Below are 18754 nucleotides of genomic sequence, written 5' to 3'. Positions count from 1 at the left end.
CGATCACGCACCTAGGACGCGAACAGGGGCATATCGCGCACCAGGTGTCGCTGGGCGAGCACATCCTGCAGCGGGTCCGACAGCGCGGCGAGTCCGGTCGCGGCCTCGGCCGCGGTGCGATCACAGAGTTCGCCGAGCCGAATCGTGCTGGCGGCGACCGCCGCGGGATCCAGCGCGAGCAACCGCTGCGCCGCTGTCGCGGCTCCGGTCATGGTCGTATAGACGACAACCGCCGCGGTGTCCTCCGGAGTCGCCCCGCAGATGTGGCCCACGACGCCGAATGCCGTGGACAGATGCGGCCGCGCGCCGAGCACCGCCCAATCCGCTCCTGGCCAAACCTGTTTCGCCAACCGCAGCAACCCACGCCCCTGTGCCCGCGATGCCGCCCGCGTGGCCGGAGCCGGCGTCCGCGCATCCGCCTCTGCCTCGGCCCGCACCGCAGCCAACTTCCCCGCGCACACTGCCGCCGCCAATGACGCCGCCACCAGCCCCGATGTCCGGATCCGCCGCCGCAAATACGACTCGACCGTCCCGACATCGCGCACGATCCCGGACGCCACCGCCTCCTCCACACCGCCGGAATGCACATGTCCCCCGATCGGCAGCCGCGAATCGGCCAGCGCGAACAATGTCGCCAACCCACTGCCTCCCGATCTGTCCATCCGTCGATCCTATGCGTGGCCCGGTCGGGCTCCCTCACCCCGACCGGGCCACACATGATCTTCGGATCGGGACAGGGTGTAGATCGACACGGTGCTGTATCGGATTCGATATGTCGGTCACTCTTGGGGGGAAACCGACCGCAATCGAGTGCCGATTCCCACGACATGCCCAATGTGCGATGAGTTTCGGCGCTCGGCGGGGTCTATCTTCCTGAGGCCGTGCCGGTCTCGCGTCAACGAGGAGGGCCGATGTCGGCAATGAACCAGGAACCAACAGGGCAGCGGCGGCTGGCGGAGCACCCGACCGTGCAGCGGATGGCCGAACGGGCGCGCACGAAACCTGATCCGGTGCTGAGCGTTTCGCGGCTGCGCGAGCTCTGCCTCGAGGCCGGAGCCGACGATGTGGGCTTCGTGCCGGTCGAGGACCCGCGCGTGGCGGTCGAACTCGAGCACGCGCGCGAAATCCTGCCCTCCGCACGGACATTCGTGGCCTTCTGCGTCCGGATGAACCGGGACAACCTGCGCAGCACCATGCGCAGCCTCGCCAATACCGAGTTCAACCACGCCGATGACGAAACCAATGAGGTGTCACGGCGGATAACCAGAGCGCTACAGGATGCCGGATACCGTGCCGTCTATCCGGCCCCGGGATATCCCATGGAGGTCGATAAGTTTCCGGGTCGCATATGGGTGATCGCACACAAGGTGGTGGCCGAGGCGGCCGGGCTCGGCGTTATGGGTATCCACCGCAATGTCATTCACCCGAAGTTCGGCAACTTCATCCTGCTCGGCACGGTGGTCACCGACGCGGTGATCGACGAACCGAGCGCATCGCTGGATTTCAGCCCGTGTCTGGAATGCAAGCTCTGCGTCTCCGCATGTCCGGTGGGCGCGATCACCAACGACGGCGGCTTCGATTTCCAGGCCTGCTATACGCACAACTACCGCGAGTTCATGGGCGGCTTCACCGATTGGGCCGAAACCGTCGCCGACAGCGATGACGCCGCCGAATACCGCGAGCGCGTCAGCACCGGCGAATCGTTCTCGATGTGGCAGAGCCTGTCGTTCAAACCCAATTACAAGGCCGGTTACTGCATGGCCGTCTGCCCGGCCGGTGAGGATGTGATCGGCGCCTACCTCGACGATCGCAAGGGCCACCTCGATGACGTCGTGCGCCCATTGCAGAACAAGCCCGAACCCGTCTACGTCCTGCCGGGATCCGCCGCACAAGAGCATGTCACGCGCCGGTTCCCGAATAAGACACCGCAGGCCGTGACCAATGGGTTCCCGGACGAGGTCAACGACCTGCTCGATCAGATCGGCCCGCGCCCCCGGCCGCGCAATCGAGCCGACTGACCGGGCCTGGCTAGCGTCGGAAGGAACGCTCCATGAAGCGCTGCGCCCCTTTGCGGGTCAGAGCCGACCAGGCTTCGATACGGTGCGACCACCAGGGCGCGATCTCGCGCGGTCTGGCGGTTACCGCGTAACAGACCAGATCGGAGGCTTCGTCGACGGTCAGTCCGGGGACGCGACTGAAGTCGGTCGGTGCGCTCATCCTGGTGTGTACCAGCGGCATGTAGATGGAGGTGGTGGTGACCTTATCGGCGGCGATTTCGGCCGCGGCGCTGCGCAACCAGACATCGAAGGCGGATTTCGACGCACCGTAGGCGGCCCACCGCGGAGCGGGCGGCATGAGCACGCCCCAGGTGGAGATGTTGACGATATGGCCCTGTTTGCGTTCGCGCATACTCGGCAGCAGGGTGAGCAGTAGGCGGACCGGGCCGAGGTAGTTCACGTCGATGGTGCGGGTGAAATCATGGAATCGGTCATAGGAATCGTCGATCGAGCGGCGAATCGACTTGCCCGCGTTATTGATCAGCACATCGATGTGACCGTGTTCGGCCAATAGATTGCGGCCGAGCTTTTCGACGGCATCCATATCGGTCATATCCGTCGGGTACGCGTATGCCGTGCCGCCTTCGGCGGCAATGTCGGCCGCCACCTGCTCGAGCTCGTCGACCGAGCGCGCCACCAGCAGCACCACCCCACCGGCCGCCGCCAGTTTGCGCGCAGTGGCCTTGCCGATGCCGTGCGAGGCGCCGGTCACCAGCACGACCCGGCCCGCGACCGCCGTACGCAGGGTTTTCTCGCGCGGCCGCGAGGTCGGATACAGCAGCCACGCCGCCACCCGCTCGGCGAGCGGGCGGCCATTGCTCGAAGCGGGAGTGTCGTTCACGCTATCGACTGTATGCGCCAACCGGCCCAGACACCTCCCGTATCGATGATCACTCATCGGCGGCGCGCAGCAGCTCGGGCAGATCCTGGCGGGTCAGATAGGCCGCGATCCGCGGCCCGTCCGCGGCCCGCCGGACCAGGAAGTCGCTGTAGACATCGAGCGACCGGGCGCCGAACGACAGCGTCCACCGCGCCGAAGTCAGCCAATAATGCCCGCCCAGTTCGATGGTCGTCTGCTCGACCAACCGTGCCCGCGGCCCCGAATCGAACTGGCGCGCCCGGGCTTTCGCGCCCGCGACGAACTCCTCCCGGCTCAGACAGTGACTCGACCTCGGCGTGGTGACCAGGATGACGGGTTCGAAAAGACTTGGCAGCGTGGCAAAATCGGACGTTGCGACGATCTCGTCGTATCTGCGGATAAAGCCCTCGATCGAGGTGATGTCATGAGAAAACATGACATCTAATTATATCGCGAATCGAGCCCGAACCCGCGCAGGCGCGCCGTTCAGCGCCGCGGCGCGAATGCCGCGACCGCCGCCATCGCCACCAGCAGCACCGCGCCGACCGAGGTCGCGATGTGCATTCCGGAGACGAAGGATTCGCGCGCGGAATCGATCAGCGCGGTGTTCCCGTCCGCGTGCTGAATGGTTTCGCCGAGGGTGTCCGCATAGGCACCGCCCGATCGGAAGACCAGCGCCGCAATCGAACCCAGTAGCGCCAAGCCGAGCGCATTGCCCAGTTCGAAACTGGTCTCGGAGATCCCGACCGCGGAACCGGCCCGCTCCGGCGGCACCGAGGACACCGCCACATCCGACACCAGGGTGAAGGCCAGGCCGTAACCGATGCCCGCAATCGTGGATCCGGCCAGGTACCAGGCGATTCCGCCGTCCACGCCGACACCGATCAGCATGACATTGCCCACCGCGGCGGCCAGCAGCGCCAGCACGAAGGTGGGACGCACCCCGAGCTTGTGCCCGATCCGCGCACCGCCCATCGAGCAGAGGAAAACCGCGATCGCCATCGGAATCCCGAACAGCGCGGCCGCCAGCGGCTCACGTCCGGTCACCGATTGCAGATAGACGCTGGTGAGATAACTCATCGCCGCCAGCGACATCATGCCGACCAGACTCGATCCGATGGCGATTGTGAACTGCACCCGCCGGAACAACCGCAGGTCCAGCAGCGGTTCGGCCAGCTGCCGCTGCCGTCGCACGAAGACGGCGAGCAATGCGACGCCGACGAGTCCGATGCCTATCGATGCGATGTCGAACCCCTCGGCCGCGATCTGCTTCACCGCGTACACCGCCGGGAGGATGCCGCCGATCGACAGCAGCACACTCGGAATATCGAGTGGCCCGACCACACCCGAGCGATGTTCGGGCAGTACGAACGGACCGAAGGCGAGCAGGATCAGCAGCACCGGAATATTGATGAGAAATACCGAGCCCCACCAGAAGTGGTGCAGCAGCAAACCGCCGAGTACCGGCCCCACCGCGGATCCGCCCGCGAAGAACGCGGTCCACACCCCGATCGCCGCAGCGCGTTCGCGGGCATTCGGAAACAGGCTGGAGATCAGCGCGAGACTCGACGGCAGCAGGGTCGCACCGCCCATACCCATCAGCGCCCTGGCGATGATCAGCACCACCGCACTCGGGGCGAAGGCCGCGACGACCGAGGCGATGCCGAATACCGAGGCACCGGCCAGCAGAATATTGCGCCGCCCGATCCGGTCCCCGAGATTGCCCATGGTGATGAGCAGGCCCGCGATGAGGAAGCCGTAGATATCGAGAATCCACAGCTGCTGCGCGGCCGACGGATCGAGATCCAGGGTGAGCGTCGGCATGGCCAGGAACAGCACCGAGATATCCATCGACACCAGCAGCACCGGCAGTAATAGCACCGCGAGGCCCAGCCGAGCGCGCCGCGAACCCGTCGGCGCCGTCGCCACCCGCGCGGCCTCCACCTGAGTCATTCCCGAATCCTCTCCGTGTCGCGTACGGCGTACGCGTCAGTCCGGGTACAGTGTACGCATGCGGCCCCAAAACTGGAAGCGAGTCATGGGATGACCGAGCCGAAGCTCACCCGACCCGCCATTGTCGACACCGCGATCACCCTCGCCGACGAGGAAGGTCTCGACGGGTTGTCCATGCGACATATCGCCGAGCGGATGGGTGTCGGCGCCATGTCGCTGTACCGGCACGTCGCGAATAAGGACGAACTGCTCGCCCTGATGACCGACGAGATATCGGCTCGCAACCCGTACCCCTCACCAGAGGGGCAGAACTGGACTTGGCGCGACCGGGTCCGCATTGCCGCCGAGATCGATTGGGCGCTCTACCAACAGCATCCGTGGGTGCTGCTGACCTTCGCCATGCCCCGCTACAGTTTCGGTCCGCAGGGCCTGGCCTGTTTCGCGTGGCTGGTCGAGGGTCTGCGCGAGTTGGATGTCTCGACCCGCGAGGCGGCAACCATGGCCTTCGCGGTGTGGAACTACATCTCCGGGGCCACGCTCCCGCATATCAGTGGCGCACTGGTCGCGCGCAAGGGCATGAATCCGGAAGGAGACAACGGACTGCGGGCATTACTAGAAGGAAAATCACAGCTGCCGATTCCGCCCGCACTCGCCGATCTGAACGGCAGCGGTGTGAGCGATCTCACTTCGGAGGATCTGCTGTATCTCGGATTGTCCGCACTCTGCGACGGATTCGAGGCCCGCTGCGTTCGGACGAGCACGTCTTGACCTGAATGGCACTTCAGGTTGCACGGTTGACTCGATCGCCGACGAACAGGAGTCACCGTGCACGCCATCCGCCTTCATGCCTTCGGACCGGCCGAGAATCTGCGCTACGAAACGGTGCCCGATCCGGTGCCCGGACCGGGGCAGGTGCTCATCCGAGTCGCGGCGGCGGGCGTGCACGTCATCGATACCGCGTTGCGCAGGGGCGAGCCCGGACCGTACCCGCTGCCACAGCTGCCGACCATTCCGGGCCGTGAGGTCGCCGGGATCGTGGACCGGATCGGGCCGGATGTCGATACGTCCTGGCTCGGCAAGCGGGTGGTCGCACATCTCGGGGCGGTTCCCGGTGGCTATGCCGAGTTGGCCGTGACGGAAACCGCTCGGCTGCACGAGATTCCGACCGATCTCGATGCGGCCGAGGCGGTCGCGATCATCGGCACCGGGCGAACGACCATGGGGATTTTGTTGTTCACCGAACTCGGTCCCGACAGCGTGGTGGTGGTAACCGCGGCGGCAGGCGGCATCGGGACCCTGCTGGTTCAGCATGCGAAGAACGTCGGCGCCACCGTGGTCGGCCTGGCCGGTGGACCAGCGAAAGTCGAACTGGTGCAACGCAATGGAGCGGATATCGCGATCGACTATTTACTCCCCGACTGGCCAGCTCAGGTGCTCGCGCGACTCGGCGACCGGCGTGCCACCGTACTGTTCGATGGTGTCGGCGGCGAAATAAGCGGCGCCGCAATCGATCTGCTCGGTAAGGGCGGACAGCATCTCGTCTATGGCGCGGCCAATGGCGCGCCGCTATCGCTGTCGGAGCAGGAGTTGGCGGCGCGCGGCATCACTTCCGAACTGGTCGTCGGACCGCGCCTCATCCAGCGGGTCGGCGGTGATCTGCGCCCGCTCGAGGACAAGGCCATGGCCGAGGCCGCAGCCGGTCGACTGCGGCCCGCGGTCCAGCGTTTCGCGCTGGCCGATGCCGTCGGTGCGCACCGCGCGCTGGAGACACGCGGCACCGTCGGCAAGGTGGTACTTCAGGCGTAGCAGCGATAGCCCCAGCCAACCAGCTGCTAGTCGACCGACTCGCCGTTGACCACCGCGTATACGAAGCCGTCCCAGCCCTTGCTGCCCACCGTCTGCAGCACCGTCGCATCGAGACTCGGCTCAGCGGCCAGCAGATCGATCAGATCGCGGCTCGCCTGCACCATCGGGTCGTCGGAATGCTCGTCGGCGACAGCACCATTGCGCACCACATTGTCGACGATGATCACCGATCCGGGGCGGGTCAGGCGCAGCGCCCAGAGCACATAGTTCGAATTGTTGACCTTGTCGGCATCGATGAACACCAGGTCGAACGGGTCCGGATCCTCATCGGCCAGCACCGGCAGGCTGTCCAGGGCCGCGCCGACCCGGATATCGACCCGTTCGCCGACTCCGGCCCGATCCAGATTCTCCCGTGCCACTGCCGCGTGCCGCGGCTCGAACTCCAGGGTGACCACCTGCCCCTCCTTGCCCACCGCGCGGGCCAGCCAGATCGTGCTGTACCCGCCGAGCGTCCCAATCTCCAGCACCCGACGCGCCTGGACCGACCGCGCGATCAGATGTAAGAACTTCCCCTGCGCGGGCGATACATCGATCGCGGGCAGCCCGGCCGCCGAGTTCGCGGCCAATGCCGCCGCAGTCGAATCCCCCTCTCCCACCAGAGTCTCCACCAGGTAGCTGTCCACATCGGCCCATTCAAAGGTCGTCATACCCGCAGTCTGCCACCGCACACCCCGATACCGCCGCAATCGGACACCAGCAACCGCATGGAATTCAGCCGCCCCTGGCGGTTCGCGCACATCTTTCGGCCACCTCGCACAGGTTGCAGCAACCTATGCGCGACACACACACAAGATCTCGATAGCGGCGCGGCCGTGGTGCGGCGGATCCACGTCGGGGAAGCGGTTCGCGTACTGGCCGATGATGGCGGAGCCTGCCTCGCCGACCACGTCGTGGACCAAGCCTTCGACTTGGTGGCGGCGTCCAGCCTGGGCGCGGCGCATACAGGACATGATCTCGGTGCAGATCACGGAGGGGTTCGTGCCGCGGGCAACTGCGGCGACGCGCGCGGCAACATGCGTCCGTACGGATTCCGCTGAGGCGACGTCCTCAGAACAGGAAATACCGCTGGGCCATCGGCAACTCGGTGGCGGGCTGTTCCGTCCAGACCTCACCATTGATGCGGACGGTGAAGGTGTCCGGGTCGACCTCGATGCGGGGCATGGCGTCGTTGTTGGTCATATCCGCCTTGGTAACGCGGCGAACGTTCTTGACGGGAGCCAGTTTTCGGCGCAGGCCGAGACGTTCGGCGAGACCGTCCTCGATGGCCTGTTCGGAAACGAAGTGCACAGACGTGTCCGCGGCGACCAGTGGTGCGGCACCGAACATGGGGCGCGGCAACACCGGCTGCGGGGTCGGGATGGAGGCGTTGGCATCACCCATGGCGGCCCAGGCGATCGCACCGCCCTTGAGGACGGCGTGCGGACGAACACCGAAGAATGCCGGATCCCAGAGGACCAGATCGGCGAGCTTGCCCACTTCCACCGAACCGATTTCGTCGTCCAGGCCGTGCGCGATCGCCGGGCAGATCGTGTACTTCGCGATATAGCGCCGCACCCTCGCATTGTCGGCGGCGCCGTCACCGGGCAGCGAACCACGGCGGCGCTTCATGACGTGTGCGGTCTGCCAGGTGCGCATGACGACCTCGCCGATGCGACCCATGGCCTGTGAGTCGCTGCCGATCATCGAGATCGCGCCGAGATCGTGCAGCAGATCCTCGGCGGCGATGGTGGAGGGCCGGATCCGACTCTCCGCGAACGCGAGGTCCTCCGGGATGGACGCGCTGAGGTGGTGACACACCATGAGCATGTCCAGGTGCTCGTCCAAGGTGTTGACCGTGTGCGGGCGGGTCGGGTTGGTGGAGCTGGGCAGCACATTGAGATGCGAGGCGACGGTGATGATGTCGGGCGCGTGCCCGCCACCGGCACCCTCGGTGTGATACGCGTGGATGCCGCGGCCCGCGATGGCGGCGATGGTGTCCTCGACGAATCCGGCCTCGTTCAAGGTGTCCGAATGCAGCGCCACCTGGACACCCGCCGCATCGGCGACGGTGAGGCAGGCATCGATCGCGGCCGGAGTGGACCCCCAGTCCTCGTGCAGTTTGAAACCCGCTGCGCCGCCACGTAATTGCTCCCACATGGATTCGGCGCTGACCGTATTGCCCTTGCCGAGCAGCACGATATTCATCGGCCAGCCGTCGGTGGCCGCCAACATCCGTGCCAGATGCCACGATCCGGGCGTGACCGTGGTCGCCTTGCTGCCCTCGGCGGGACCGGTGCCGCCGCCGATCAGGGTGGTGATGCCGCCGCCGAGCGCCTCGTCCATCAGCTGCGGACAGATGAAGTGCACATGACAGTCGATCGCGCCCGCGGTGAGGATGCGGCCATTGCCCGCGATGATCTCGGTATTCGGACCGACCACCAGATCCGGATGCACCCCGTTCATGGTGTCCGGATTGCCCGCCTTGCCGATCGCGCAGATGCGGCCGTCGCGAATGCCGACGTCGGCCTTGATGATTCCCCAATGGTCGATGATTACCGCGCCGGTGATCACGGTGTCCGGGGTGCCCTCGGCCCGGGTCGCGCGGGCTTGTCCCATGGATTCGCGCAATACCTTGCCACCGCCGAATACGGCCTCATCGCCCGCGAGACCAGGCCCGCCGCTGCGATCTTCGGTGATCTCGATGAGCAGATCGGTGTCCGCCAGGCGAATTCGGTCGCCGGTGGTCGGTCCGAAGAGCTCGGCATACCGTGCGCGGCTCAGCTCACTCATCGCGTCCTACCTCCCGGGCGCACGGAATCATGCGCCCCACACCGAATCGTCTGCGCAAACCCGCGCGGCATACGCATCGTGCAGGCGGTCTCGCGCTAGTCATCGAGACGTCCGGGAGGCGTCAGGCTGATGCCATGGACCGCACGGGCGCCGCCGAGCGGGACCAGCGAAACTCGTTGTCCGAGACCGGGTTCGAAGCGCACCGCGGTTCCGGCGGGGATATCGAGCCGACGCCCGTGCGCGGCCGCCCGATCGAAACGCAACGCGGCATTGGCCTGTGGAAAATGCACGTGGCTGCCCACCTGGACCGGCCGATCACCGGTGTTCACGACATCGAGTTCGATCCGATCCGCGCCCGCGTTCAGCTCGATAGTGCCCTCCGCACAGAAGTATTCACCCGGGACGAGCGGAGAATCAGCCATCACCGCCCCTAACCGATCGGATGATGGACGGTGACCAGCTTGGTGCCATCCGGAAAGGTGGCCTCGACCTGCACATCGTGGATCATCTCCGGCACGCCCTCGAGCACATCGGCACGCGTGAGAACCGTTCGCCCCGAAGACATCAACTCCGCGACGGTGCGCCCGTCGCGCGCACCCTCGAGCACGTGGTCGGTGATCAGCGCGACCGCCTCGGGATGATTCAGCTTGAGTCCACGCGCCTGCCTGCGCCGGGCCAGTTCGGCCGCATAACTCAGCAGCAGCCGTTCCTGCTCATGCGGCGACAGTCGCATCCGGGCTCCTCGGCGGTCGTGGATCAGGGTGACGGTAATTCTGGCACGCCCGTGTCGGGGGTGCCGGTCAATCCCTGGCGGGCAGATTCTGCAGCCGCACCTGGCCGCGGGCGACCGTGCGTCCCTCATCGTCGGTGAGCACGACCTGCCACAGCTGCTGCAACCGGCCGCGGTGCAGCGGCGTCGCCTCGCCGAAGACCTTGCCCTCGCGCACCGAGCGCAGGAAGTCGGTGTTGTTGTTCACGCCGACCACGGTGCCCTTATTGCCCTGTGCGGTGTACCAGACCCCGCCGCCGACGCTGGCGAGCGATTCGATGACGGTGCAGTACACGCCGCCGTTGACAATGCCGGCCAGCTGCTGCAGCTGCGGTCCCGCGGTCAGCTCACCACGCACCCGGTCCGGCGTGACCTCGGTGAATTCGAGGCCGATCAGATCGGTGAAGGTGTTCTTGCTGAGCTCGGTAAGCAGCTCCGGCGTGACCTCGGCCAGCGACTGGATCTGGGCAACTTCCTGCTGTGTCATGCATTCACCTTGGCACAGCGTGTCTCGGGTCTCGCACGATGCTCCCCGATGGCCGTTTGCATCCCGATACAGAGCGGCGGGCTCCAAATGCACACAGAGCCCGCCGCGGCAATGGATCGGGGGTTCACGGCAGCCCTCCGGAACGCTCGGCCGATCCCAACGCCGTTATTACAATAGGTCAGGCTTACCTAACTAGGCAACTCCACGCCGTGTCGCACTAGGCTCGCGGCGGTGCATTCGATCAAGATCCTGCGGTCTACCAGACACTTTCTGCCAGAACGCGTCCCGCGCTCGACCGTCGAGGACATCATCGATACGGCCCGGTGGACCGGTTCGGCGCGCAACCGTCAACCATGGCGGTTCATCGCCGTGACCACCGACGCGCTGCGGGTCGAACTGCGCAAGCTCGGCCACTATGCGGGCCATCTCGCCGAGGCGCCACTGATCCTCGTATTGCTCTCCGCGGACAACGGTTTCACCGATACCGAGTTCGATATGGGTCGCATCTGCCAGTCACTGTGCTTGGCGGCTCACAACCACGGCCTCGGCACCTGCGTCACCACATTTCACCCCGCAGACAACGTCACTCGGGTGGTCGCCCTGCTCGATATCCAGCCCGGCTGGCTGCCACACCACGCGATCGCCATCGGCCGCCGAGACCCACACCGACACCGGAGTCCATCGGCCATCCCCACCGGACGGCTGCCCGGGTCAACCCTGCTCACCTGGACATAGCAGCGTCTACCGAACCGGGCACCCCACCGCACGTCGCACCGGCAGACCGCGCTCCTCCAGCGCAAGCAGCAATCCCGCACCACGCCGCGCACCCACCAAGGAATCCGTCCGCGCCAGATCCGGCACATAGGTGGCCGCGCCGACAATGGATTCGCCGACGAGGGACCAGAACCGGCGCTCACCGAGCCCCGCGCAGCCCGCCAAGGTCCACTGGATCAATCGCAGCGACGGCTCGCACCGATGCGCAAGCCAGACGTACATTGCCTGCTCGCACGGCAAAGTCACCACACCGGGCCCGCCCGCCAGTCGATCGCCGTCGAGTACGCGAATCGTGGTGTCGTCCAACCCAGCCCAGTCGATGCCGCCGTCATTATCGGCGTGGATCCACAGGTTGTCGATACCCGGGTCCCACACCCGCCCCTCGGCCATCAGCAGGGCGACCACCCGCCCGATCACCGCGTGGATCAGCGCGGTCGCCACCACTTCGGCGGCAGTATCGGCGCTGATCATCTCCGCGACATGGCGCCGGTACATCAACTCGATCCGACCCTCGCGCAATCCGTCGGCGAGCCGCCACCAGCGCCGCCTGCCCTGCTCGGACATGGCGGCCACCGCGTAGACCCGCGGGTGTTCGGGTTGTAGTGAGCGCAGCCGGGCACACGCTCTCCCGAACGCCACATGGGGCTGGCCGGGCATGCGGGTTGCCACTGACTCGGGCATCGAACCTCCTCGGGTCGGCTCGGTAATGAGGTCGGGTCGTAAAGATAGGTTAGGCTTACCAGACCTAGCAACCGGCACCGCATATCGAGTCAGGAGAAGTTCGTCGCTGTGACGGCATCACGCACCATCGCGCCGGGGGCGCGACGAACGAATCCAGCACGTCATCGTCGACTCGGGCTCGTCCTGCTGAGCGCGCTACTGCTGCTCGCCGCCGTGGCCAGCATCGCGATCGGCACCCGATCGCTGTCACCCGGCACCGTCTACGACGCCGTGCACAATGCCTTGACCTGCCCGGGCGGACCGTTCCACTGCCCGGCCGGATCAACCGCGGAGGAGATCGTGCGCGGACTTCGCCTGCCGCGCACCGCACTTGCGCTGGTCACCGGGCTCGCACTGGGTATCGCCGGTGCGCTGATCCAGGGCTATACCCGCAATCCGCTCGCCGACGCGGGACTGCTCGGCTTGAATGCGGGCGCGGCATTCCTTGCGGCGCTGAGTATTTACCTGTTCACACTGACCGCGCCCGAACAGTACATCTGGTTCGCCTTCGCGGGAGCACTGGCCGCGGGGTCGGTGGTATTCGGGGTGTCGGCGATCGGCGGTGGCAAGGCGAGCCCACTCAGCTTGGTGCTGGCCGGTGCCGCGGTGACCGCATTCCTACAGGCCATGACGAATGCCATTGTGCTGCTGGACAATGCGGCGCTGGACAGCTACCGATTCTGGGTGGTCGGCACCGTGAGCGGACGCGATGCCGAGGTGTTCTGGCAGGTTTTGCCGTTCTTGGCGCTCGGCGTGGTACTCGCCGTCGTGGCCTCGCCCGGGTTGAATCTGCTCAGCCTCGGTGACGAGGTCGCGCGCGGGCTCGGCGTGCATATCGGGCGCAGCCGGGCGCTCGGACTGGCCGCGATCGTCTTGCTGAGTGGCGCGGCGACGGCGGCCGTCGGCCCGATCGCATTCATCGGGTTGGTCGTGCCGCATATCGCACGGGTTTTCACCGGCCCCGACTACCGCTGGCTGATCCCGTATTCCGGACTGCTCGGCGCGCTGCTGCTGCTCGTGGCCGATGTGGCCGGGCGAATTGTGGCGCGCCCCGGCGAGTTACAGGTCGGTGTGATGATCGCGGCCATCGGCGCGCCGTTCTTCATCCTGCTCGTCCGTCGCAAGAGGTTGGTGAGCCTGTGAGCGACCGAATCATGGATGAGCTCTCCCCGGATCACACCGCCTTCGCGCAGGCACCGACCCCAGCATCGACCGAGATACCGCTGAATCGCATCCGCCCCGCCCTGCGCCTCGGCCCGGTCTCCATGGTGCTGCGCCCCACCATGGCGCTCATAGTTCTCACACTCGCCGCCACCCTGCTCACACTCTTCTGCCTCGATATCGCCCTCGGCGACACCCACATTCCGCTCGGCCGCGTCCTGGATGTGCTGACCGGCGGCGGCACCCGATCCCAGCGTTTCATCGTGCTGGAATCCCGTTTGCCGCGCGCGCTCACCGCGCTGGTCGTCGGTGCGGCACTCGGCATCGCGGGTGCGATCACCCAGTCCATCCTGCACAATCCGCTGGCCGCGCCGGATATCCTCGGCATCACCACCGGCTCCAGCCTGGGTGCCGTTGCCGTCCTCGTCGGAACCGGCGGCACGACAACGGGATTCGCCGCGAGTGTCGGCGCCCCGCTGGCCGCGCTGGCCGGTGGGCTGTGCACCGCGACCGCCATCTACCTACTCGCTTGGGGCCGCGGCGTGACCGGCGACCGCGGTGTCACCCCGATGCGACTGGTACTGATCGGCATCGGGGTGAACGCATTCCTGTTGTCCGGCATCAGCTTTCTGCTCACCCGCGCCAGCCTGCAGGATGCGGCCCGTGGGCAACTCTGGCTCAATGGCTCACTCAATAGCGCCGATCGGACCGAGCTGATTCCGGCCGCGCTCGCACTGGCCGTGGTCGCGCTGGTGGCGGTGGGCTCCGCGAGAACCCTTGCCGCGCTGCGCCTCGGCACCGATACCACCCGGGTGCTCGGGGTTCGGATCCAGACCCAGCAGGCCCTGTTGATCGGCGCGGCCGTGGTGGCCGCATCGGTAGCCACCGCCGCGGTCGGTCCGGTCGGATTTGTGGCGCTCGCCGCACCGCAGATCGCGCGCCGACTGCTGCGAACTCCCGGCGAACCGCTCATCGGCTCGGCGTTCATCGGTGCCATCCTGGTGGTTGGCGCGGATGTTGCCGCGCGCACGCTATTTCCGGTCGACCTGCCGGTCGGTGTCGTGACCGCCGCCTTCGGCGGACCGTTCCTGCTCTACCTGCTCGTGCGTATGAATCGGAAGGCGACCCTGTCATGACCACCGACACGCGGCTCTCCGCACAGGAAGTCACCCTCGGCTACGGCGACCGCGTCATCGTCGACGGACTCAGCATCGATATCGCCCCCGGCGTGGTCACCACCGTCATCGGCCCCAATGGCTGCGGCAAGTCGACCATGTTGCGCGCGCTGGGTCGCCTGCTACGCCCGCAACAGGGCCGAATCCTGTTGGACGGCAAGGCGATCTCGTCGATGAAGACCAAGGATGTCGCGCGCATCGTCGGCATGCTGCCGCAGTCGCCGGTCGCACCCGAGGGGCTGACCGTCGCGGATCTCGTTGCGCGCGGACGTCATCCGCACCAGTCCTGGATCCGGCAGTGGTCGGCCACCGACGAAGACGAGGTCATCTCCGCGCTCGCCGCGACGGGCATTGCCGATCTGGCCGATCGCACCCTCGACGAGTTGTCCGGCGGGCAGCGCCAGCGCGCCTGGATCTCGATGGCATTGGCCCAGGGCACCGACATCCTGCTGCTCGACGAGCCGACCACCTATCTCGATCTCGCACATTCGGTCGAGGTCCTGGACCTCGTCGACCGCCTGCACGACGAGCACGGCCGCACCGTGGTGATGGTGCTGCACGATCTCAACCTGGCCATCCGCTATAGCGACCGGCTCATCGTCATGCGCGACGGACGCATCGTCGCCCAGGGCGCACCCGCCGACATCATCAATGTGGCGTTGCTGCGCGAGGTCTTCGATCTCGACGCGTCCGTCTTGGAGGATCCGGTGTCCGGTCGACCCATGATCGTGCCCATAGGAACGCGACACGTCCGAGCCGCCTTCGAATCGGACGCGGTGCCGGGCTAGTCCCAGTGCTGGGGCTGCCGCACAACCTATGACAAATACCACACCAGCTATCGAGCAGTTACGACGACCTGTAGTACGCAATTGTGTCGTTGAGTCCGTAAACTTGTGGAATGGCAGGACTTGGTGAACTCGAGAAAGCGGTCATGGACCAGCTGTGGTCGACTGACGAACCGCAGACCGTACGGCAGGTACACGAGGCTTTGGCCGCCCGCCGTGAGCTCGCGTACACCACGGTGATGACGGTGCTGCAACGACTGGCGAAGAAGAACCTCGTGGTGCAGCGACGCGACGACCGCGCCCACCGCTACGCCCCGGTGCACACCCGCGATGAACTGGTGGCCAGCTTGATGGTCGACGCACTGCAACAAGCCGATGTGGCGGGCAGCCGCGCGGCAGCGCTCGTGCACTTCGTTGAACAGGTCGGTAGGGACGACACGGACGCGTTGCGCGAAGCACTCGCTAAGCTCGAGGCATCCGAAGATACTGCGCCGCCGAAGCAGTAGTCTTGGGATCCTGGCCTCACAATGAGGTGAGTGCCCTGGCCCCACAACGCAGTGAGCTGAGTCGATGAACGCAACCGCGCCGGTCTTTGCCGGTCTCGCTTTGCTTCTCGCGGGGCCCGCCCCAGCGCTGTTGAGCCGCGCGACCTGGCCGTATCGGACACCGCGTGCTGCGCTCGTGTTGTGGCAGGCCATCGCGCTCGCAGCCGTGCTCAGCGCATTCGGTTCGGGGCTGGCCATCGCCGCCCAACTACTCGTACCGGGACCGGACGGTCGCCCGACCACCTCCCCGGCGCGCGAGATCGATGCGCTCGGACTGCCGCTGTGGCTGGCGTACGTTTTCGTCTTCGCCTTGACGCTGCTGGTCGGCGCGCGACTGATGTACGCGATAGTGCGCGTCGGCGTGCACACCCGCAGGCGTCGGGCGCGCCACCGCATGCTCGTCGATCTGCTCGACCAGAGCGGACCACAGCGCCGGGCCGCCGATATCCGGGTGCTCGGCTCGACCGAGCCGATCGCCTACTGCCTGCCCGGCCTGCGCCAGCGGGTGGTATTGAGCGAGGGCACGCTGACCAGCCTGCAGGACGCCGAGGTCACGGCCATCGTCAGCCATGAACGCTCCCATCTGCGGGCCCGCCACGACCTGGTGCTCGAGGCCTTCACCGCGGTGCACGAGGCATTCCCCCGGGTGGTGCGCAGCAAGGCCGCGCTCGGCTCGGTGAAACTGCTGATCGAACTGCTCGCCGACGATTCGGCCGTGAAGGTCACCGGCCCGAAGCCGCTGGCCCGCGCCCTGGTCGCCTGCGCGAAATCCACCGCACCGCAGGGCGCGCTCGCCGCTGGCGGTCCGACCACCTTGATCCGCATCCAGCGACTGGGTGGACGCATCGGCGATATTCGGGTCGCCGCGGCGGCCTATCTGGGGTCGGCGGCCATCCTGGTGGTCCCGACCATGGCCGTCGCGGTACCCTGGCTGGTCGAACTGGATCGACTGCTCCGTAACTGATTCATCCGGTTCCACCTGATACACCCGGTCCTACCGCATCCGGCGATGACCGGGCCCAACCATCTCGGCGGCACCCCGCGTGCCCGGATCCGCCCGCGCCGAGACATGAAAGGCACACACCCCCTTTGACCTCCTCCACCCCTGCCACCACCTTCGCGGAGCTGGGCCTACCCGCCGTGCTCGTCCAGGCGTTGCGCCGCGACGGCATCGAGGCCCCGTTCCCGATCCAGGCCGCGACGGCGACCGATGCGCTGGCGGGCAGGGACGTGCTCGGGCGCGGACCGACCGGCTCCGGCAAGACCCTGGCCTTCGGGCTGCCGATGCTCGCGCTGCTCACCGGCGCCCAGGCCAAGCCGGGTAAACCGCGCGGTCTGGTGCTGGTGCCGACCAGGGAACTGGCGGCCCAGATCGAGAAGGCGCTGGACAATGCGGCGTTATCGCTGGGGTTGCGGGTGGCCTCGGTGGTCGGCGGCGCGCCGATCAAGCGGCAGGCCGATCGGCTCGCGCGCGGTGTCGATCTGCTCATCGCCACGCCGGGGCGCCTCGAAGATCTGATCAACCAGCGCTCCGCCGATCTGTCCGAGGTGCGGGTCACCGCACTCGACGAGGCCGACCATATGGCCGATATGGGCTTCCTGCCCCAGGTCACCAAGCTGCTCGACCGGACGCCGAAAGACGGTCAGCGACTGCTGTTCTCGGCCACCCTCGACGGTGAGGTCGACAAGCTGGTCAAGCGCTACCTGCGCGCCCCGGTCACGCATTCGACCGCACCGCCGTCGGCGTCGGTCGCCACCATGTCGCACCACCTGCTGTTCCTGCGCAAGGCGGATAAGCGCGAGATCACCGCGCAGATCGCGGCGCGCGACGGGCTGACCATCATGTTCGTGCGCACCAAGCACGGTGCCGACCGGCTCGCGAAGCAGTTGCGCGGGTCCGGAATCGCCGCGGGCGCGCTGCACGGCGGTAAGGCGCAGAACAATCGCGTGCGAACCCTCGCCGCATTCGCGGACGGCACCACACCGGTGCTGGTGACCACCGATGTGGCCGCGCGCGGCATCCACGTCGATGGAATTTCCCTTGTCGTACATGTGGATCCGCCCGCCGAACCGAAGGCGTATCTGCATCGCGCCGGCCGCACCGCCCGCGCCGGTGAGGACGGCGTCGTCGTCACGCTCGTCACCGAAGAGGAACGCGCCGATGTCGAGAAGATGACCCGCAAGGCGGGCGTCGATGTCGATGGCGTGCAGGTTCGTCCGGGTGATCGGCGCCTGATCCAGATCACCGGCGCGAAGCAGCCCTCGGGCGTACCGATCGTCGCGGCGAACTCGGCGGTGACGGTGGGTGACGACGGCGAGTTGAAGGTCGGCGCTGGTCGGCGCGGTGGGTCGAACCGCAGGTCGGGCGGTGCTGGTCGCGGCGCCGGGTCGGATCGCGCCGGTCGTGGCGCAGGTTCCGGCGGCGCCGGTCGAAATGCGTCCGGTAATGGTCGCGGTGCCGGATCGGGTGCTGCCGGTCGCAATGCCGGAGCCGGTGGCGCCGGTCGAGGTGCCGGTTCCGGCGGTGCCGACGGTCGGGGCACTGGTGTGGGTGGTGCGAAGAAGTCTTCGGGTCATTCGCCGAGTTCCACCGCGACGTCGAGTCGGCGTGGTGCCGGAACTTCGGGTCGAGCCGCGGGCGGGTCGACGGCCGCTTCGACCACGGGTCGGGCCGCAGGTGTGGCAACTGCCGCGCCGGGCCGCGGCGCGGGATCGGCGCGGACGGCTCCCGGACGGGCCGTGAACTCGGCATCGGCCGCGCCGGGTCGTTCCGCCGGATCGGCGAAGGCGGGCACGGCCCGTGCCGCCGGATCGGGCTCGGCCGCGCGCGGCGT

Annotated in this window: 20 protein-coding genes and 1 pseudogene; 11 read left to right on the top strand and 10 right to left on the bottom strand. The window is 67.0% G+C overall.

What is annotated here, in order from left to right; genetic code table 11:
- Nucleotides 1–11: 11 nt before the first annotated feature.
- A complete protein-coding gene (locus ACWEO2_RS00550; RefSeq protein ID WP_452403377.1) occupies nt 12–662 on the bottom strand; it encodes an urease accessory protein UreF in 651 nt (216 codons plus the stop codon).
- 258 nt (nt 663–920) lie between these two features.
- Here ACWEO2_RS00550 and ACWEO2_RS00545 point away from each other — a divergent pair, with 258 nt between their 5' ends.
- The gene (locus ACWEO2_RS00545; protein ID WP_452403690.1) at nt 921–2018 is read left to right on the top strand and encodes a 4Fe-4S binding protein; all 1098 of its coding nucleotides are present in this window, start codon (nt 921–923) and stop codon (nt 2016–2018) included.
- Between the two features lie 10 nt (nt 2019–2028).
- On the opposite strand, the gene ACWEO2_RS00540 is transcribed toward ACWEO2_RS00545, so the two are convergent.
- The 3 genes from ACWEO2_RS00540 to ACWEO2_RS00530 are packed head-to-tail and all read right to left on the bottom strand — an operon-like array spanning nt 2029 to nt 4869.
- Nucleotides 2029–2898 (bottom strand): SDR family NAD(P)-dependent oxidoreductase, encoded by an 870-nt coding sequence (locus tag ACWEO2_RS00540; protein ID WP_452403376.1) that lies wholly within the window; start codon nt 2896–2898, stop codon nt 2029–2031.
- A 49-nt stretch (nt 2899–2947) separates the two neighbouring features.
- Nucleotides 2948–3352, bottom strand: coding sequence for a hypothetical protein (locus tag ACWEO2_RS00535; RefSeq protein WP_452403375.1), 405 nt, complete (start codon nt 3350–3352; stop codon nt 2948–2950).
- A 50-nt stretch (nt 3353–3402) separates the two neighbouring features.
- A complete protein-coding gene (locus ACWEO2_RS00530) occupies nt 3403–4869 on the bottom strand; it encodes an MFS transporter (RefSeq protein WP_452403374.1) in 1467 nt (488 codons plus the stop codon).
- Between the two features lie 90 nt (nt 4870–4959).
- Here ACWEO2_RS00530 and ACWEO2_RS00525 point away from each other — a divergent pair, with 90 nt between their 5' ends.
- Together ACWEO2_RS00525 and ACWEO2_RS00520 are read left to right on the top strand one after the other, a co-directional pair.
- The gene (locus ACWEO2_RS00525; RefSeq protein WP_452403373.1) at nt 4960–5637 is read left to right on the top strand and encodes a TetR/AcrR family transcriptional regulator; all 678 of its coding nucleotides are present in this window, start codon (nt 4960–4962) and stop codon (nt 5635–5637) included.
- Between the two features lie 57 nt (nt 5638–5694).
- Nucleotides 5695–6675 (top strand): zinc-binding dehydrogenase, encoded by a 981-nt coding sequence (locus tag ACWEO2_RS00520; RefSeq protein ID WP_452403372.1) that lies wholly within the window; start codon nt 5695–5697, stop codon nt 6673–6675.
- 26 nt (nt 6676–6701) lie between these two features.
- Here ACWEO2_RS00520 and ACWEO2_RS00515 read toward each other — a convergent pair whose 3' ends face one another.
- A complete protein-coding gene (locus ACWEO2_RS00515) occupies nt 6702–7382 on the bottom strand; it encodes an O-methyltransferase (RefSeq protein ID WP_354959151.1) in 681 nt (226 codons plus the stop codon).
- A gap of 165 nt (nt 7383–7547) precedes the next feature.
- Between ACWEO2_RS00515 and ACWEO2_RS00510 the strand changes: the two genes are divergently transcribed.
- Nucleotides 7548–7772, top strand: coding sequence for a hypothetical protein (locus ACWEO2_RS00510; RefSeq protein ID WP_452403371.1), 225 nt, complete (start codon nt 7548–7550; stop codon nt 7770–7772).
- A 10-nt stretch (nt 7773–7782) separates the two neighbouring features.
- Here ACWEO2_RS00510 and ACWEO2_RS00505 read toward each other — a convergent pair whose 3' ends face one another.
- From ACWEO2_RS00505 to ACWEO2_RS00490, 4 genes are all read right to left on the bottom strand, one after another.
- Nucleotides 7783–9504 carry an urease subunit alpha gene (locus tag ACWEO2_RS00505; protein WP_354959149.1) on the bottom strand — a complete coding sequence of 574 codons (1722 nt, stop codon included), beginning with the start codon at nt 9502–9504 and terminating at the stop codon, nt 7783–7785.
- A 95-nt stretch (nt 9505–9599) separates the two neighbouring features.
- A complete protein-coding gene (locus ACWEO2_RS00500; RefSeq protein WP_452403370.1) occupies nt 9600–9926 on the bottom strand; it encodes an urease subunit beta in 327 nt (108 codons plus the stop codon).
- 8 nt (nt 9927–9934) lie between these two features.
- The gene (locus tag ACWEO2_RS00495; RefSeq protein WP_412800137.1) at nt 9935–10237 is read right to left on the bottom strand and encodes an urease subunit gamma; all 303 of its coding nucleotides are present in this window, start codon (nt 10235–10237) and stop codon (nt 9935–9937) included.
- Between the two features lie 67 nt (nt 10238–10304).
- Nucleotides 10305–10760 carry a PaaI family thioesterase gene (locus ACWEO2_RS00490; protein ID WP_452403369.1) on the bottom strand — a complete coding sequence of 152 codons (456 nt, stop codon included), beginning with the start codon at nt 10758–10760 and terminating at the stop codon, nt 10305–10307.
- A gap of 231 nt (nt 10761–10991) precedes the next feature.
- Between ACWEO2_RS00490 and ACWEO2_RS00485 the strand changes: the two genes are divergently transcribed.
- A complete protein-coding gene (locus tag ACWEO2_RS00485; protein WP_452403368.1) occupies nt 10992–11495 on the top strand; it encodes a nitroreductase family protein in 504 nt (167 codons plus the stop codon).
- A 6-nt stretch (nt 11496–11501) separates the two neighbouring features.
- On the opposite strand, the gene ACWEO2_RS00480 is transcribed toward ACWEO2_RS00485, so the two are convergent.
- Nucleotides 11502–12215 (bottom strand): hypothetical protein, encoded by a 714-nt coding sequence (locus ACWEO2_RS00480; protein WP_452403367.1) that lies wholly within the window; start codon nt 12213–12215, stop codon nt 11502–11504.
- Nucleotides 12216–12323: 108 nt separating this feature from the next.
- Between ACWEO2_RS00480 and ACWEO2_RS00475 the strand changes: the two genes are divergently transcribed.
- The 6 genes and pseudogenes from ACWEO2_RS00475 to ACWEO2_RS00450 all read left to right on the top strand — a co-directional run.
- Nucleotides 12324–13397: a FecCD family ABC transporter permease gene (locus tag ACWEO2_RS00475; protein ID WP_452403366.1), complete on the top strand. Its 1074-nt coding sequence runs from the start codon at nt 12324–12326 to the stop codon at nt 13395–13397.
- Nucleotides 13398–13519: 122 nt separating this feature from the next.
- Nucleotides 13520–14551 (top strand): FecCD family ABC transporter permease, encoded by a 1032-nt coding sequence (locus ACWEO2_RS00470; RefSeq protein ID WP_452403689.1) that lies wholly within the window; start codon nt 13520–13522, stop codon nt 14549–14551.
- A complete protein-coding gene (locus ACWEO2_RS00465; RefSeq protein WP_452403365.1) occupies nt 14548–15378 on the top strand; it encodes an ABC transporter ATP-binding protein in 831 nt (276 codons plus the stop codon). Before ACWEO2_RS00470 ends, ACWEO2_RS00465 begins: the two co-directional genes overlap by 4 nt.
- 110 nt (nt 15379–15488) lie before the next feature.
- A complete protein-coding gene (locus tag ACWEO2_RS00460; protein WP_354959141.1) occupies nt 15489–15881 on the top strand; it encodes a BlaI/MecI/CopY family transcriptional regulator in 393 nt (130 codons plus the stop codon).
- Between the two features lie 64 nt (nt 15882–15945).
- Entirely contained in the window at nt 15946–16884 is a 939-nt protein-coding gene (locus tag ACWEO2_RS00455) for a M56 family metallopeptidase (RefSeq protein WP_355178747.1), read from the top strand.
- 125 nt (nt 16885–17009) lie between these two features.
- Nucleotides 17010–18383: pseudogene (locus ACWEO2_RS00450) on the top strand (DEAD/DEAH box helicase); the annotation flags it as partial.
- Between the last annotated feature and the right edge of the window lie 371 nt (nt 18384–18754).

Source organism: Nocardia sp. NPDC004278 (genome assembly GCF_053602975.1).
This window is presented reverse-complemented; position numbering and strand designations above follow the sequence as displayed.

What these genes read in the sequence shown, in the direction of transcription:
- ACWEO2_RS00550 (WP_452403377.1), bottom strand. Translation starts at nt 662, where the DNA reads ATGGACAGATCGGGAGGCAGTGGGTTGGCGACATTGTTCGCGCTGGCC.
- ACWEO2_RS00545 (WP_452403690.1), top strand. Translation starts at nt 921, where the DNA reads ATGAACCAGGAACCAACAGGGCAGCGGCGGCTGGCGGAGCACCCGACC.
- ACWEO2_RS00535 (WP_452403375.1), bottom strand. Translation starts at nt 3,352, where the DNA reads ATGTTTTCTCATGACATCACCTCGATCGAGGGCTTTATCCGCAGATAC.
- ACWEO2_RS00530 (WP_452403374.1), bottom strand. Translation starts at nt 4,869, where the DNA reads ATGACTCAGGTGGAGGCCGCGCGGGTGGCGACGGCGCCGACGGGTTCG.
- ACWEO2_RS00525 (WP_452403373.1), top strand. Translation starts at nt 4,960, where the DNA reads ATGACCGAGCCGAAGCTCACCCGACCCGCCATTGTCGACACCGCGATC.
- ACWEO2_RS00515 (WP_354959151.1), bottom strand. Translation starts at nt 7,382, where the DNA reads ATGACGACCTTTGAATGGGCCGATGTGGACAGCTACCTGGTGGAGACT.
- ACWEO2_RS00505 (WP_354959149.1), bottom strand. Translation starts at nt 9,504, where the DNA reads ATGAGTGAGCTGAGCCGCGCACGGTATGCCGAGCTCTTCGGACCGACC.
- ACWEO2_RS00500 (WP_452403370.1), bottom strand. Translation starts at nt 9,926, where the DNA reads ATGGCTGATTCTCCGCTCGTCCCGGGTGAATACTTCTGTGCGGAGGGC.
- ACWEO2_RS00495 (WP_412800137.1), bottom strand. Translation starts at nt 10,237, where the DNA reads ATGCGACTGTCGCCGCATGAGCAGGAACGGCTGCTGCTGAGTTATGCG.
- ACWEO2_RS00490 (WP_452403369.1), bottom strand. Translation starts at nt 10,760, where the DNA reads ATGACACAGCAGGAAGTTGCCCAGATCCAGTCGCTGGCCGAGGTCACG.
- ACWEO2_RS00480 (WP_452403367.1), bottom strand. Translation starts at nt 12,215, where the DNA reads ATGCCCGAGTCAGTGGCAACCCGCATGCCCGGCCAGCCCCATGTGGCG.
- ACWEO2_RS00470 (WP_452403689.1), top strand. Translation starts at nt 13,520, where the DNA reads ATGGTGCTGCGCCCCACCATGGCGCTCATAGTTCTCACACTCGCCGCC.
- ACWEO2_RS00465 (WP_452403365.1), top strand. Translation starts at nt 14,548, where the DNA reads ATGACCACCGACACGCGGCTCTCCGCACAGGAAGTCACCCTCGGCTAC.
- ACWEO2_RS00460 (WP_354959141.1), top strand. Translation starts at nt 15,489, where the DNA reads ATGGCAGGACTTGGTGAACTCGAGAAAGCGGTCATGGACCAGCTGTGG.
- ACWEO2_RS00455 (WP_355178747.1), top strand. Translation starts at nt 15,946, where the DNA reads ATGAACGCAACCGCGCCGGTCTTTGCCGGTCTCGCTTTGCTTCTCGCG.